Consider the following 13,917-nt stretch of genomic DNA (forward strand, 5'->3'; position numbering starts at 1 on the left):
TTGAAACAATTTATGCTCTTAAAGATTTTGGAATCTTGCCTGTCAGCCTTTTAAAATAATTATTAAAATAGCTTGGATATTCAAATCCAAGTGAATAGCCAATATCTGCAATACTCCAGTCTGTATGCTGTAGTAAAGCTTTTGCTTCTCCGATAATTCTTTCTGTAATATGGGCTGTTGTCGATTTTCCGGTAATTTCTTTTACCGAACGATTTAGGTGATTTACATGTATTGAAAGGCTTTGAGCATAATCCTGCGGTGTTTTTAAGGCAAGCGGCTGATCTTTTGTTTCAACAGGAAACTGTCTTTCTAAGAGTTCTAAAAACAATGATGTTATTCTCGAAGAAGCATTTTTATATTTGAAAAAATTCTCCGAAGGCTGCATTTTCATTGATTCATGCAATATAAGATTGATATAATTGCGAATCAAATCATCTTTAAACACATAATCAGTTTCCTGTTCTTCAATCATTTTTACAAAAAGCGAATCTATAAATACTTTTTGCTTTGCAGATAATGAAAAGATTGGGCTGCCTCCTATTTTAAACAAAGGAGACTCATTAAGGCTTTCTGAACGGTCTTTTGCCTTTAAAAAATCTTCTGTAAAAACGCAGGCATATCCATGATAATCAGGAGAAAAAATTTCCCATGAATAGGGAATAACAGGATTACCAAAAAACAAAATAGTTCCCTCTGTTTCAATTCCCCTGTCTGCATAATGAATAAGGCTTTTACTGGTATTAATGCAGATTTTGTAATAGTCGCGTCGATTGTAGCTCGGAATTTTACTTACATCCCCATTTATTTCATATACTTTAAAACCTTTGAGTTTTAAATCATTTATACTCAATTCTGCTGTCTGGGATTCTATCTGATCTTTCATTTTTCAAAGTTATGAAAATCAAATAAAAATTTCAAAAAAGTCAATTTCAAAAATCAATATCAATTTGAATTTTCTTTTTACTAAATTGGAATTTGTTTTTTATAGGAATTAAAATTTACACTTTATCTTTGTTCTATGAAGGATTTACTGCCCGTTATAGATTATATCTCAAGATATGTTGATTTGACTGATGATGAAAAAAATCATCTGAGTTCTTTTATGAAGATCAACAAAGTCAAAAAGAGACAATTTATTGTGCAGCCTGGTTTTGTTTGCAGACATAAGAGTTATGTTGTTAAAGGGGCATTCAGAGGTTACCTGGTTGATAACGATGGAAAAGAACATACACTTTCATTTGCAATCGAAGACTGGTGGATTTCTGATTACAGCAGTTTAATTTATCAGGAACCAGCCACATTATTTGTAGAAGCTCTTGAAGATTCAGTTCTAATTCAGATCGAATACCAAGACGAACAGCAATTTTTAAAAGAAATTCCGAAACTTGAAAAATTCGAACGCATTATTACGCAGCGCTCATTAGCTTTTCATCAAAAAAGGCTTTTATCTAATTTAACTAAAACTGCTGAAGAACGTTATGATGAATTTATGAGTAAATATGCTGCAATCGCTAAGCGTGTTCCTCAATATGCATTGGCATCTTATCTTGGTTTCAGTACCGAATACTTAAGCAAAATACGCAACGGCAAAACCTCGAAAGGTTAAACTGGTTCAACCTTATTTCCTAAACCAGTTCATTTTTATTTTTCTTATTCTGTCCCAGTTTTGCATAGTCAATACCGACAAATAATTTAAATTAATAAAAATGAAAACTACCATTTTGATTACAGCATTTTCGCTTCTTTTTATGGCTTGCGACAGCGAAAAAAAATCAGGAGAAACTTCTGTTTCCCTAAAAAGTAAATACACCATTACTGATCCAGGGCTGTATCCTGAAGGAATTGATTACGATTCCAAAAACCAAAGATTTTTATTTAGCTCTCTACAAAAAGGAGCTGTTTATGCAATGAATCTCAAAGGTGAACTATCTGTTTTTGCTACAAGCAGTAAACTGGTTTTGCCCACAGGAGTTTACACTGATGAAATTCGTAACCGATTAATAGTATCCAATGCCGATTTAGGGATTTCACAAAAAAGTACGGAAGGAAGTGCCGGATCAGTTGCTACAGTTAGTATTTTTAATCTTACTTCGGGTGAATTAATCAAAGAAATTGATTTTAAAAATTTTACTCCCAATACAGGTTGCTGCCCAAATGATATTGCGGTAGATAATAATGGAAATATTTACATCACCGATTCATTTTCTCCAATTATTTATAAGCTTGACACTAATTACAATGCCTCTGTATTTAGTAAAAATATTTTATTTCAGCCAAAACCAAATGAATTCGGTTTAAATGGAATTGTTTTTCACCCCGACGGCTATTTACTTGCAGTTAAAACGGACACTTCTAAATTGCTTAAAATAGCACTTTCTGATCCTGAAAAAATTACAGAAGTAACAGGGGCAGCATTTAGCGCTCCCGACGGAATAGAACTAGACAAAAACAACAATTTAGTTATTGTCGAAAATGGTTTAGGCTTAGGCAAAACTCACACGTTTAAAAGTACAGACAATTGGTCCAGTGCAGCCAAGATAAATGAAACAAATATTGGAAAAGATGAATTTCCAACAACTGCTGCTTTGGCTACAGACGGTAATGTGTACGTTATTAGCTCTAAACTAGGCAAATTTTTATCAGGAGACAAAAGCCAGTCAACTTATGCTATCCAAAGGATAAATTAATTTTTTTGTTTCAGGTTTCAAAGTTTGCGCATAATAACGTGAAATTTGAAACCTGAAATTATTTTTTCAAAACTAAAGTTCCTGTCTTTAAACCATTGGCAGTACCCGATAAAACTACTTCAGCATCATTTTCGTCTTTTTGGATTATAATCTGAGCGTATCCGTTGAAAAGCTTTCTTTTCCATGCTTCTGCCGGAGTAATTACCTGAATAATTCCAGGATCGGTATTCATTACATCCCATTCTTTTACTTTCTGCAAAGGCGGTGCAATAATCTGAATGGTATTTGTGCCTTGTCTTAAAACATTAGCATTCAAAATATACTTATGAACATCTTCTGTACTTGGAACAATTTTATTTCCGTTTACAAAGACAACTGCATCAGTACCTATTTTTTTGTAAAAGAAATTAACTGAATTTTTGCTTGAATTGTTGTTTAATTCAAATTTACCACGATACACGTACGCCGGAGCCTGATTTTTATAATCGCGATCTTTAAAAGCTTCTTTCCAGCTTTTGTCATCCGAAGATATTGGGTTTGTAGTATTTGTTGAGGCTAGCTTCTTTTCTTCAAAATTAGTAATGGATACAAGTTCTACAGCATCAATGAATTGGTCTTTTTCCAAAGAAGTTGGATTACCGTTTCCAACGCCTAAAATTTTTCCCCCTTTTACAGAAAATGTAATTTCATGATTGGAAGTCGGTACATGCAATCCTTTTTTATCTGTAGTTTCAACAGTTACGACTACGACATTTGCATTAGGCTGATTCTCTTTATCAGCAGTAAGTTTTATATTTTGAGCGAGTTCTGTAGTTTTTTGAACTTCAGAAAGTACTTTTTTACCGTTTTTATATCCAATTGCTTCAAGGGTCCCTGCTGCGTATTTTACTTTCCATTCTAAATGGCTGTTTTGCTCCATTTTCTTTTTACCAAGGCTCTTTTTGTTCAGAAAAAGTTCAACTTCCTCACAATCCGAATGTACCCAGACATCTATTTCTCTGCCTTCCATTCCACTCCAGTTCCAGTGTGGCATAATGTGCAAAACCGGTTCTTTTCCCCACCATGATTTAAGATAAAACACATTGTCTTTCGGAAAACCGCAAACATCCATCATTCCAAAATAAGAGGTAACCGATGGCCAGCCATAAGGTGTAGGTTCTCCACGATAATCAAAACCGGTCCAGATAAACATTCCGGCTAAATAAGGTCTTTCAGCATAAAACTTCCAGCCTTCTTCGATACTGTAAAATGTCGGGCGTGGTTTTTTGTCGTAAGCACTTTTATAATGTTTGGTTTCATCATCAAAATAAATACCGCGGGTTGCAAATGTAGAACCTTCTTCTGTCCCCATTCCGGGCTGTTGTCTGAATTGATTTCGGTGTGCATCAATATCTCCGTTCCCCATATAATTATAACCCATAATTTCGACTACAGAAGAAATTCCGCTTTTAAAACCACTGCTTATTCCAACTGTAACAGGTCTTGTTGGATCAATGCTTTTTGTAAATCCCTGCATCACATTCGTAATACTTTCGCCAACAATACCGCCTTCAATATTCCATTCTTCATTTCCTACCGACCAGCAAAAGATACTCGGATGATTGCGGTCGCGCTCTATCATTCGCTTTAAATCATTTAGGTGATAATCGTTAATTCCCATGAGACGGGTTTCGTCAATAACCAGCATTCCGAGTTTATCACAGGCGTCAAGCAGTTCAGGAGTTGGCGGATGATGCGAGCAACGGTAAGCATTTGAACCCATCTCTTTCAGCTTTTTGATTCGGTAATATTGCAGTTCATCTGGCAAAGCTGTTCCAATTCCGGCATGATCCTGATGATTATTGGTTCCTTTTAGTTTAACGGGTTTTCCGTTAAGGGAAAAACCTTTCTCTGCATCAAATTTTATCGTCCTGATTCCGAAAGGAGTTTCATAACGATCAATTATCTTTCCTTTCTGTTTAATTTCAGTAATTAAGCGATATAAATTCGGATTTTCAATATCCCATAGCAATGGATTATTGACTTCTAATTTTGAACTATAAATCGATGTTTTATAAAAATCCGGAGCAGTTTTACTTTCAGAAACAGTTGCAGTTTGCTTTCCGGATGCATCCAAAATATGCTGAATAACTTCAATTGGACCTTTATAATTTCCTTTGTTTTCAACAGAAACTTCAGCAGTAACGTCAGCATTGTTTTCTTTTACTTCAGAGGTTACATAAGTTCCATTCGTTACAACATGAATCGGATTTGTTTTCTGTAAATAAACATGTCTGTAAATCCCTGCTCCTTCGTAAAACCAGCCTTCTTCCATTGAAGCATCGACACGAACAACGATCGTATTTTCACCTCCATAATTGACATAAGCGGTTACATCATATTCAAATCCGTTATAACCGCTTTCTTCAGTTCCGAGGTAATAACCGTTGAAAAACACTTTCGAATTTCTAAAAACCCCATCGAATTTTAAAGAGATAATTCGCCCCTTATCACTTTCCGGAATAGCGATTTTTTTACGGTACCAGCCGATACTTTTATCAGGAAAACCCTTTCCAGCTGTTTTAAATCCGTGGCTAAAACTGCCTTTTTCACTAAATTCCTGCTCAACTGCCCAATCGTGCGGAAGATCTAATTTTCGCCACGCACGGTCATCAAAATTTTGAGCCGCCGGGCCATCACCAAATCCTGTTTTAGTCAGATAGGAAAAATAGCCTGTTGCATGGTTGAAATCTTTCTGGGTATCATATAAATGTCCAAATGAAAAACGCCAGTCTTTATCAATTAAAATTAAATTCCTTTGAGTCTTATTTTGAGCTGAAACACAAACAGATATAAAAAAAATAAAATACAGGTAAAATCGATTAGAAGAAATAGATTTCATAAATAATTCCGGTTTAATTTGATAGTTAAGCAAGGTGATAAATATATCCTTTTTGCACTACTGGAATTAATAGTATTTTATCAAAGTGTAATGATTTTAATGTAAACTGATAATTTTTAAGAAGCTAATCCCGCTATTCGTTGCAATCTTTTACTTTTTTAAAGAAAAAAGCAAAAGGATTTTCACTGCTATCGGGGCTAGGCACTTGTTTTCAAAAGAATTTATCGGTATAGTTTTTCATCCTATGTTTGTATAAATATTGGATGACAAGATTGCGCATTGTCAACGGATTAAAATTCGTTGAAAACAAATATTCTAATAAATAAAAAAGATTATTTTTTAACTAATGAAACATCATCAACCTGACAGGAAGCATTTGCTTCACCATAAGAAAGGAAACCAATTTCAACTTTGCCATTCTTAACCGGAATATTTTTTATCACAATTGTTTTCCATGATATATTTTCATTTTTGAAATCATATTGGAGTTTTTTGTCGTTGCTCAAAGCATACATTTCCAGGTTCTTAAAACCTTTTGTGTTTCTAACTTTGGCTGTAAGCGTATATAATCCATCTTCTAATTTTACATAAGGTGAAGAAATTATGGTTTGAAAAGTTTTTCGTTTAAAATCAACCTTATCGGTAATATTTAAGCTTTTTTCGCCTATTACTATCTTTCTGTCGTTTTCAGTATTAAAGTAATTGATTACCGGAGAAGTCAGCGTATCCAGGCTAATTTTGTTTCCTTCGATTACCTCATTCGTCCATCCGGTTAATTCTGTTTGAATAGGTTTAACAGGACTTGGAATATGCCTGCGATCAGCTTCGAAACTTCCGTTTTTGACGTAATTATTATCTTTTGCTACTTTCCATTCGCCTGTTTTAGCATCGATGTGCCATGAATTTAGCGAATTAAAATAAGGTGTTTGTCCATCGAATGACATCGGGCACCATTGATTATACCCTAAGCCATTTCCTGCAAAATTAGCCCATCGATCGCCACAATATAGTATAGTTTCCTGTTTGCTTCCTTTTACAGAAAAGAAAAAACCAGTTTGCGAAACATGTGCAAAATCATCTGAGGCACCATTGGTTACCAGCATTTCGTTGTTAGGCAGATACGGCCCTCTGATATCATCGGCAACTAAATAATAGGCAAACGAAGCATCCCAGCCATAAATATTAGATGCATACATGTAATATTTATTTTGATATTTAAACATACAATTCCCTTCACGGCTTTCTCCCTTAAAAATCTGCGTACAGTCTAAAAGATTTACTTTGCCTTCTTTAACACCAATTTCAGAAACATAAATTTTGTTTCTTCCCTTTCCATAAGAATAAATTAAATAGGATTTTCCGGTGTCTTCATCGGTAAATACGGTCTGATCACCCGTATTGCTCGTTCCGATCATTTTTTCCATGTTTATTTTCTGATGCCAGACAAATCTTCCTGTTGGAGAATCTGCAAGCATAATCAACACTTCATTTCCATGCTGAACAAACATAGCATACTTATTCATTTCTTTAACAAAGGCTACTCCTAAACGCCCAACCCAGGTTTTGCCTGACTTATTCACATCATCTTTGGTAACAACATCCCCTTCAAATGTCCATTTAACTAAATCTGTAGAACTATAACAAGTAACCGATTTAAATGTAGCATTGGGTAAAGTGATATAGGGCGCATTTCTGTACATATCAGCTTCTTCATACTGAACACCGTACCAATAATACCTTTGTATTCCATCAACCGGCTTTGAAAATTTAAAAATACCTCCACCCTGACTGTTTAATGGTTTTCCGTCTTTGGTATTCCAGAAAATATCATTTTTGATATTGTTTTTTTGGGCATTAACATTAGTAATGAAACTTAAAGCCAAAATAGTCATCATTAAAACAGGGTATGTTTTTTTAATTTTCATGTTCTTACTTTTTAGAATAAAATGCTTTGATATGCTAAGCCATATAAATCATTTTAAATAATAGATTTTTCAACTTTTTAAAAGTAATTAAAACATGTTATTAAACTATCCTGCTTAAAAAAATCAAAATTTATAATATTCCTGCCCTTTATCATGTACAATACGGATGTATTCAATTTCGCCTTCCGTCTGGCGGTACATAATATTATAAAAATCGGCTTTTGATCTTTCTTCTTCATTATCAAAACCATTGAAGGTCGTAAAATAACCATTGGATAACGTAGTGAGAGAACCATCTTCATTTTTCGAATTCATATCAGCATCATAATATTTAATGGCCGGTAAATCTGCAGCTAATCTTTTTTTATTAATATCTGTTACCTTCATTCCTGCTTTTACTTCTGCTCCTTCAATATTTAGAGATTTGGAGTAAATTTTAAATGGATAAATGAAATTTTTTGGTGCATCTGAACCTGTTGTATTTCTTTCTTCTATCCTTTCATATTTTTCCTTTTTATACTCTTCTTCAAGCCAGTCTACATTTTTATCTTTTATTTTTATATATCCAACGGATACCCTTCCTTTGGCCTGTTCAAGTTTTCCTCTCTGTCCTAAAGGACTGTCTAAGTTCATAAAGAATATATGGAGTTCATCAATACTATTATCTTTATCGGATTCGGAAACATAAATTCCTAAATCGTCCCATATATAGACTGTTGTTTGAAATATTCTATCGTATTTACCAAAAATTTTTACCCATTCGGCTACTGATTTGCCAAAAGGTAATTCTTTGCTTTTATAGCTAATGCTATGTTCGCTAATATAAAAATCTGTTTGTGACATCGTTTCTTTTTTTGAAGTTTGGCATTGCATAAATATGCTGCTCAATATTAAAATTGCAAATTGTTTCATTTAAAATAATTTAAAATTTCCTGAACTTTTTTGTTGCTTACAGTTCGTTGAGTTACCTTTTCTGCATGCTCATATACAGTAGCACTTTGGAGTCTTGGTATAATAGTATCATTTTCATCAATCCACTTGTTAACCGTTTCATTAGCCCAATCCGTAATTTGGTATACAGGGTGTAGCGTGTATTTGTTTATTACATATTTGGCAAGCTCTTCCCCTGTTGGGTCAGTGCCTGTCTTCCAAATCTCCAAAATTCTTGTGGCTACATCTCTTACCGCTATTTTGGCGAGCTCAGACGCCAACGGATTAAGGGGATGATTAAGTGCGTCTTTGGCTACCTGGGTATGGGTTGGATCAGTTCCATAATTTTTATTGCTATTTTCTGTTTGCTCTACCTTTATATCATCATCTGCAGAACCTAAAAGTAAGTTGTATGCTATATTATTAAACGTAGCTAATGAATCTCCCATATAACTGAGCCCTCTGTCGATTGTTCTGCCTAACCAGCCTGTATATTCTACTGTTGCTGATTTAGCATCAATAATTACATAATTTATTATACACTACGGGTATCTTAAAATCTTTTTTTGTAAATAAAGGATAAATATTCTTTAATCTCAATCCGGTCAAAATGAACAATGAATTCTTCATATCCACCATTTCTATGATTTTCTGTATCAAATATTGAAAAATCTATACCTCTAACCTGTTTGCTTTTATCAACAAGTATTTTAAAGTTTAATAAATCATTTCTCTTTACATATATCTTTGTTCCTTGATTTTTTAATATATTCCTAATTTCTTTTAAAAGTTTATCTTGTTTTAAAAATAAATCTAATCCAATTCTTTTTCCAGTGTTTAAATCAAAACAATAATATTTAATTCCTTCCCAAGGCGAACCATAAGATTGAATACTAATCGATAAGTTTATTATATTATTTTTATCATAATAAATCTCATAATGCTCAAACCCTGAATTTGATTCTCTAAGTCTGTTTTCTAAAATCCTCTTTGAAAGAGTATCCTTTTTTATTTTAATTCTCTCTTCAGGTGTGTCAAAATAGAGTCCGTCAAAAATATCGTAAGTACTTTGAATTATTTTATAAATTTTAGTTCTTATTACCTCATTTTTGGAAATGATTTTTAATTCTTCTAATTTTAAATATGAATTATCAATAAGGATCGAATCGTTTAAAATTTTAAAATTTTGGCCATTAACAAATATCGGGAAGAATATTGTGAACAGAATTGTTTTTATAATGTAATTAATAAACACCTATTTTCTTTTTAAAATCATCTTTTAATATCATTTTTAAATCATTGTATGAAATAAAAATATTATTCTCAATTGCAATAGAACAATTAGGAAAACCATAATTAAAAATATATTCAATTCCTTTTTCACTAATAGAAAATGTATCCAAATTTTCTTTTTTAAATAAACTTTTTGAATGAATTAATGATTCATACACATCTGAATTATTTAATTCATCTTTATTTTCTTTATTTACTTTATTTAATCTGTCTAGCAATATGGAGTTAATTTTTTTCAACAATTCATATATTTTATTTTCTTTAATAATATCATTAAATTGTAGTATTTTATTTTTTTCAATATCAAAATTATAATAATAAGAATCAATATTTATACTACCAGCCATTGATTCATAATTCATATTAATACTTACTATTTTAAAATTATTAAATGTGACTTTATAATTTGAACCTATAAATCCACTATAATTATTGTTATCATTACATTCTTTTTTACGCATAAGAATAGCCATATTAATAATATCACTTGGTCTTATATTTTTTTTTTCAATATCTAAATCCAAATAATTTAAATAATCAGTACTCATAGAATTGTTAAAAAAATTAATTTCATTTTTACTTAGAATATCCGGAAATTCATAATAATATTTTTCATTATTACATTTAACAGAATCAATTATAGAATTTATCTCTATTCGAGAATCTTTACCCGCTTGACTTAAACAAGAGTTTACATTAAACAATATGAATATTAGTGAATAAATTGTTAGTTTCATTGTTTTTACAAAAACTATTTTCATTCGTTTTTATTTATAATTAAAACTTTAAGTATTTCCTCAATATTTACTGGTTTTCTATTTATCTCAGAAATCTTTAATTTGGATTGATATTTTTTATAGTGATATCTCGTTCCGTTAGAAAATATTTCCCTAATACCAATAATTGAATCAAATAAGTTTCTTTTGTTCTTATATAAATACTCATTTTCGGAAGCTCTTTCGTTTATTGACCTATTTATAATATATACATTATGTTTATTATTTTCTTTGACATGTATTTTGCTAAAGAGATTTTCTCCTGAAATATTTTTCAAAATCCCATTTTTATCATATTCATAAGTGAAATTGTAATTAAAAAATTGATCATCAGTTTGATAATTTTTATTTTTTATTTTTGCTTTAATAATCTTAAATCTTTTATCTTCATTTTGATTCCTCCAATTCTTATTTAACGGATCTAATGATTCCGCATAATCTCCATACCCATCTTTTAGAAAAAAAGTCAAATCTAAAACTGATTTTTCAACAAGTATTTTTTGCTTTAAAAAAATATAATACTCTTTGTTTACTTGATAAATATCATTATTAACAATAATACTATTTTGATTATTAAAAGTAATTTTTATTTCATCTCCCACTGAACAATAAAATGTTATTGATTGATTGTTTTTCTTTTTCGACCAAAAAGAAAATTTTTCCGGTTTTTCACTTGAATTCGGATTTGATTTATATATAGTAACAGTATCATTTTTTTGAGGAAAAATGCCAATAAATTTGATGGATATTTTTCCTTCTCCTTTATTATAAATACTATCACCAATATTATTATATGAATAATTGCCCTCATCAATGTATATATCATTTACAAAAGCAATTACACAGCTAGAGTTGTTGTTTTCTAGTTTCGAACTACAATTGAATAACAATAGAAAAGTAATGCAAAGAATATTAATTATTTTTCTCATTTTTTCATGGGTGTTTCACTTGTTAATCTCGTTTTTGTTCTTTTACAAAATATACTTTTACCCGCACTAATTGTTCCTGAAATACCATAAGTTTGTTTCACTCCTTTGATTGCACTTCGAACTTTTGGGTACCAATTTTAAAAAAAAGAATTTAATACAATGTTTATCGCTACTTTTGAAAAAAAGATCATTAACTTGTGTAATCATAATATTTCTGCAAATCTATTTCTCCCTTTTTGTGGATTGAAATTTTCAAAATAAAATTTCATTATTATGAACCCATTGATTTTTTTTATTCCAAAATCCTCCACAATCCGTTTGCATTCTATAAACTATTTTTGAGTTTTTAACATCAATAATTATACAGTTATAATTCTCATGTAAAATGCTATCATTTTGCACATATACATAACCTTTGATAATATTATCTAAAACAAAATACTTTTTGTTTTTTGATATTTTTATTTTTGCCCCACTGTAATTATTTTCGTCAAAAGCTGAAACTAATTTTAATTTACCTTTGTGTAATATTCTTGGGTTTGAATACAAATTATAGTCTTTATTATATTTCAGGAAGACTAATTCATAATCACTACTTATTTTTTGAGAAAGAGCATATTTAGCTAAACTCTTTTTTTGTGAAAATAAAAAATTTGAAAGTAGTGAGCATATTATTAAAAGAAAAAGTTTTTTTATCATAATTTAGATTTTAAATCATTGTATCTTTTGGTTGCGCTTGTCATAGTATAAGAACCCTCACCTCTTAAAGGACCATAAATCTCTAATATTTCATCTTCATAAGTTGAAAAATTGGTACCCCATTCTGATGGTATTTTTGAAACCTTTGGATTTTTTTTAAAAAATGAATCTAAAGCCTCTCCAAAGCAATCATCAACTTGTCCTGGTCTATTAACATCATTATCTAAAACTAAAGCTTTTCCTAAGTTAGAACTAACAAAAGCAGATATTTTCAATGAATAGCCAGTTGGTTTTTTGTCTAATGAACTGTTTAATCGTTTAATAAAATCTTTAATTTGTATAATTTGATAATCACTATCTTTCATTAACCTTATAATTGGCTCAATAGGTTCACAATTAACTTTTGTCTTAAATTTATTTTTTTCAAAGCCTTCACGAATTTTATCTTTAAGTTCTTTACCTGATAAATCTTTATATTTAGCTTTATATTTATAATTAGTGCTTATTACAATTCCTTTTTTATCTTTTTTTTCCTTTTTTTCTTCTTCAACTTTCCAATTACAATTTTCTAAATACAGTATATACTTTTCCGGATAATTTTTTTTGAATTCCCAAAATTGAATTGGCAATTCACCGTAACCTTCGGGATTAATTGTTTTTTGCATAGCACCTGCTGTTAAAATTTCACTATCATAAGATTGTATAGAATCTAATTTACCTTCATTTTCTGACATTGCTATTAAAATTGATTTCTCATCTGTAGTTATACTATTATTTTTTATCAAATCATCCCACTTTGGAAAATCTTTTAAGGGTAATTCCCCCCAATAAACAGGTCCATAAATACTTCCATATCTAGTACATTCAACTGTTTCTTGATATTTTTCACCGCAATTACAATATTTAACCTCTAATCTTTCACCATCTTTATTTATAAATTCCTTATTTACCTCAAAGATTTTTAGTTCATAGGCTGCGTCAGCGTTTTCGGCTTTAAAATAGAGGAAAGCATTTTTATCCGTTCGCTTGTCAAATTTATCTATTAGAGCCTTTACATCTTCTTTGCTTTTGGGTTGAAGCGTAATTTCTTTTGCATAAGTATTGGGTGTGACAATTATATCTTTATAAATTTCAAACTCAATCTTTGTTTTTTCTTCTTCTCCAATTAAGAATTTTACAGGATTGTCATAAACTGTTTCCGCATTGGTCAGTTTGTTTTCATTGATTTCAATAGATAGTTTTCCTGTTGTTCCATTACAAGTTGCAACTACCCATACTTTTTCCTTAATCTTGGCTTTTGTGATTTTTTTGAACGAAATAGAATCTCTTACTTTTTTTTTGTAAGTTATTGTTACTTTTTCCTCACCTTTGGCCTTTTCAAAAGCTGTTTCTGGATCATAATCAATTAGGTCCTCTTTCTTTATTTTATGTTCTGTAACAAATCGGGCTTTTATCTTTTTTTTATTTTCTCCTTTTTTTGCAACAATAATTTCTTCAGTATTTTCATAAACAGGAGTTAATATTCTTTTTGCAAAATACACCGCAGTAACTTCTGAGATATTCTCTTCATTCATCACAGGGGTTTGAAATCTCGGTTTTCCAAATTCTACATTTGCCATATCTGTTTATTTATTACCTTTAATTTGAACTTTTTTATTTGAAATCAATTTCAAATTTTCTTTTATAGCTACTATTTCTACCTTTTCGGCTGTTTCCAAAAAAGTTTGACTTTCACTATTATAGTTGCCTTTTAATCTCACATATAAATTCTTTGCATTTTTATTAATTGCCATAAAA

Annotated in this window: 13 protein-coding genes; 2 read left to right on the top strand and 11 right to left on the bottom strand. The window is 30.7% G+C overall.

Going from position 1 to position 13,917, the window contains the following annotated elements; genetic code table 11:
• Window positions 1-10: 10 nt before the first annotated feature.
• Window positions 11-883: a helix-turn-helix domain-containing protein gene (locus OZP09_RS01980; protein WP_269236267.1), complete on the bottom strand. Its 873-nt coding sequence runs from the start codon at window positions 881-883 to the stop codon at window positions 11-13.
• A gap of 135 nt (window positions 884-1,018) precedes the next feature.
• Between OZP09_RS01980 and OZP09_RS01985 the strand changes: the two genes are divergently transcribed.
• A complete protein-coding gene (locus OZP09_RS01985) occupies window positions 1,019-1,606 on the top strand; it encodes a Crp/Fnr family transcriptional regulator (protein WP_269236268.1) in 588 nt (195 codons plus the stop codon).
• 100 nt (window positions 1,607-1,706) lie between these two features.
• Window positions 1,707-2,687 (top strand): SMP-30/gluconolactonase/LRE family protein, encoded by a 981-nt coding sequence (locus OZP09_RS01990; RefSeq protein WP_269236269.1) that lies wholly within the window; start codon window positions 1,707-1,709, stop codon window positions 2,685-2,687.
• Between the two features lie 58 nt (window positions 2,688-2,745).
• Here the strand turns inward: OZP09_RS01990 and galA are convergent, their stop codons facing one another.
• The 10 genes from galA to OZP09_RS02040 all read right to left on the bottom strand — a co-directional run bounded on the left by galA (window position 2,746) and on the right by OZP09_RS02040 (window position 13,913).
• Entirely contained in the window at window positions 2,746-5,568 is a 2,823-nt protein-coding gene (gene galA, locus OZP09_RS01995; protein ID WP_281310194.1) for a beta-galactosidase GalA, read from the bottom strand.
• Between the two features lie 332 nt (window positions 5,569-5,900).
• Window positions 5,901-7,493 carry a family 43 glycosylhydrolase gene (locus OZP09_RS02000; RefSeq protein WP_269236270.1) on the bottom strand — a complete coding sequence of 531 codons (1,593 nt, stop codon included), beginning with the start codon at window positions 7,491-7,493 and terminating at the stop codon, window positions 5,901-5,903.
• A gap of 123 nt (window positions 7,494-7,616) precedes the next feature.
• Entirely contained in the window at window positions 7,617-8,405 is a 789-nt protein-coding gene (locus tag OZP09_RS02005) for a DUF7738 domain-containing protein (protein ID WP_281310195.1), read from the bottom strand.
• Window positions 8,402-8,872, bottom strand: coding sequence for an HET-C-related protein (locus OZP09_RS02010; protein WP_269236272.1), 471 nt, complete (start codon window positions 8,870-8,872; stop codon window positions 8,402-8,404). The genes OZP09_RS02005 and OZP09_RS02010 overlap by 4 nt, the downstream gene beginning before the upstream one ends.
• Window positions 8,873-8,976: 104 nt before the next feature.
• Window positions 8,977-9,678 (bottom strand): hypothetical protein, encoded by a 702-nt coding sequence (locus tag OZP09_RS02015; protein WP_269236273.1) that lies wholly within the window; start codon window positions 9,676-9,678, stop codon window positions 8,977-8,979.
• The gene (locus tag OZP09_RS02020; protein ID WP_281310196.1) at window positions 9,668-10,477 is read right to left on the bottom strand and encodes a hypothetical protein; all 810 of its coding nucleotides are present in this window, start codon (window positions 10,475-10,477) and stop codon (window positions 9,668-9,670) included. The genes OZP09_RS02015 and OZP09_RS02020 overlap by 11 nt, the downstream gene beginning before the upstream one ends.
• Window positions 10,474-11,421, bottom strand: a complete 948-nt coding sequence (locus OZP09_RS02025; protein ID WP_269236275.1) for a hypothetical protein — start codon at window positions 11,419-11,421, stop codon at window positions 10,474-10,476. Before OZP09_RS02025 ends, OZP09_RS02020 begins: the two co-directional genes overlap by 4 nt.
• 252 nt (window positions 11,422-11,673) lie before the next feature.
• Window positions 11,674-12,120 (bottom strand): hypothetical protein, encoded by a 447-nt coding sequence (locus OZP09_RS02030; RefSeq protein WP_269236276.1) that lies wholly within the window; start codon window positions 12,118-12,120, stop codon window positions 11,674-11,676.
• A complete protein-coding gene (locus tag OZP09_RS02035; protein WP_281310197.1) occupies window positions 12,117-13,739 on the bottom strand; it encodes a hypothetical protein in 1,623 nt (540 codons plus the stop codon). Before OZP09_RS02035 ends, OZP09_RS02030 begins: the two co-directional genes overlap by 4 nt.
• Before the next feature lie 6 nt (window positions 13,740-13,745).
• Complete coding sequence (locus tag OZP09_RS02040) at window positions 13,746-13,913, bottom strand: hypothetical protein (RefSeq protein ID WP_269236280.1); 168 nt, start codon at window positions 13,911-13,913, stop codon at window positions 13,746-13,748.
• Window positions 13,914-13,917 lie beyond the last annotated feature (4 nt).

The organism is Flavobacterium flavigenum (assembly GCF_027111255.2).
GTDB classification, from domain to species: Bacteria; Bacteroidota; Bacteroidia; order Flavobacteriales; family Flavobacteriaceae; genus Flavobacterium; species Flavobacterium flavigenum.

Excerpts from the sequence above, each read along its gene's own strand:
- OZP09_RS01980 (WP_269236267.1), bottom strand. The coding sequence starts at position 883 with ATGAAAGATCAGATAGAATCCCAGACAGCAGAATTGAGTATAAATGAT.
- OZP09_RS01985 (WP_269236268.1), top strand. The coding sequence starts at position 1,019 with ATGAAGGATTTACTGCCCGTTATAGATTATATCTCAAGATATGTTGAT.
- OZP09_RS01990 (WP_269236269.1), top strand. The coding sequence starts at position 1,707 with ATGAAAACTACCATTTTGATTACAGCATTTTCGCTTCTTTTTATGGCT.
- galA (WP_281310194.1), bottom strand. The coding sequence starts at position 5,568 with ATGAAATCTATTTCTTCTAATCGATTTTACCTGTATTTTATTTTTTTT.
- OZP09_RS02000 (WP_269236270.1), bottom strand. The coding sequence starts at position 7,493 with ATGAAAATTAAAAAAACATACCCTGTTTTAATGATGACTATTTTGGCT.
- OZP09_RS02005 (WP_281310195.1), bottom strand. The coding sequence starts at position 8,405 with ATGAAACAATTTGCAATTTTAATATTGAGCAGCATATTTATGCAATGC.
- OZP09_RS02010 (WP_269236272.1), bottom strand. The coding sequence starts at position 8,872 with ATGGGAGATTCATTAGCTACGTTTAATAATATAGCATACAACTTACTT.
- OZP09_RS02020 (WP_281310196.1), bottom strand. The coding sequence starts at position 10,477 with ATGAAAATAGTTTTTGTAAAAACAATGAAACTAACAATTTATTCACTA.
- OZP09_RS02025 (WP_269236275.1), bottom strand. The coding sequence starts at position 11,421 with ATGAGAAAAATAATTAATATTCTTTGCATTACTTTTCTATTGTTATTC.
- OZP09_RS02030 (WP_269236276.1), bottom strand. The coding sequence starts at position 12,120 with ATGATAAAAAAACTTTTTCTTTTAATAATATGCTCACTACTTTCAAAT.
- OZP09_RS02035 (WP_281310197.1), bottom strand. The coding sequence starts at position 13,739 with ATGGCAAATGTAGAATTTGGAAAACCGAGATTTCAAACCCCTGTGATG.
- OZP09_RS02040 (WP_269236280.1), bottom strand. The coding sequence starts at position 13,913 with ATGGCAATTAATAAAAATGCAAAGAATTTATATGTGAGATTAAAAGGC.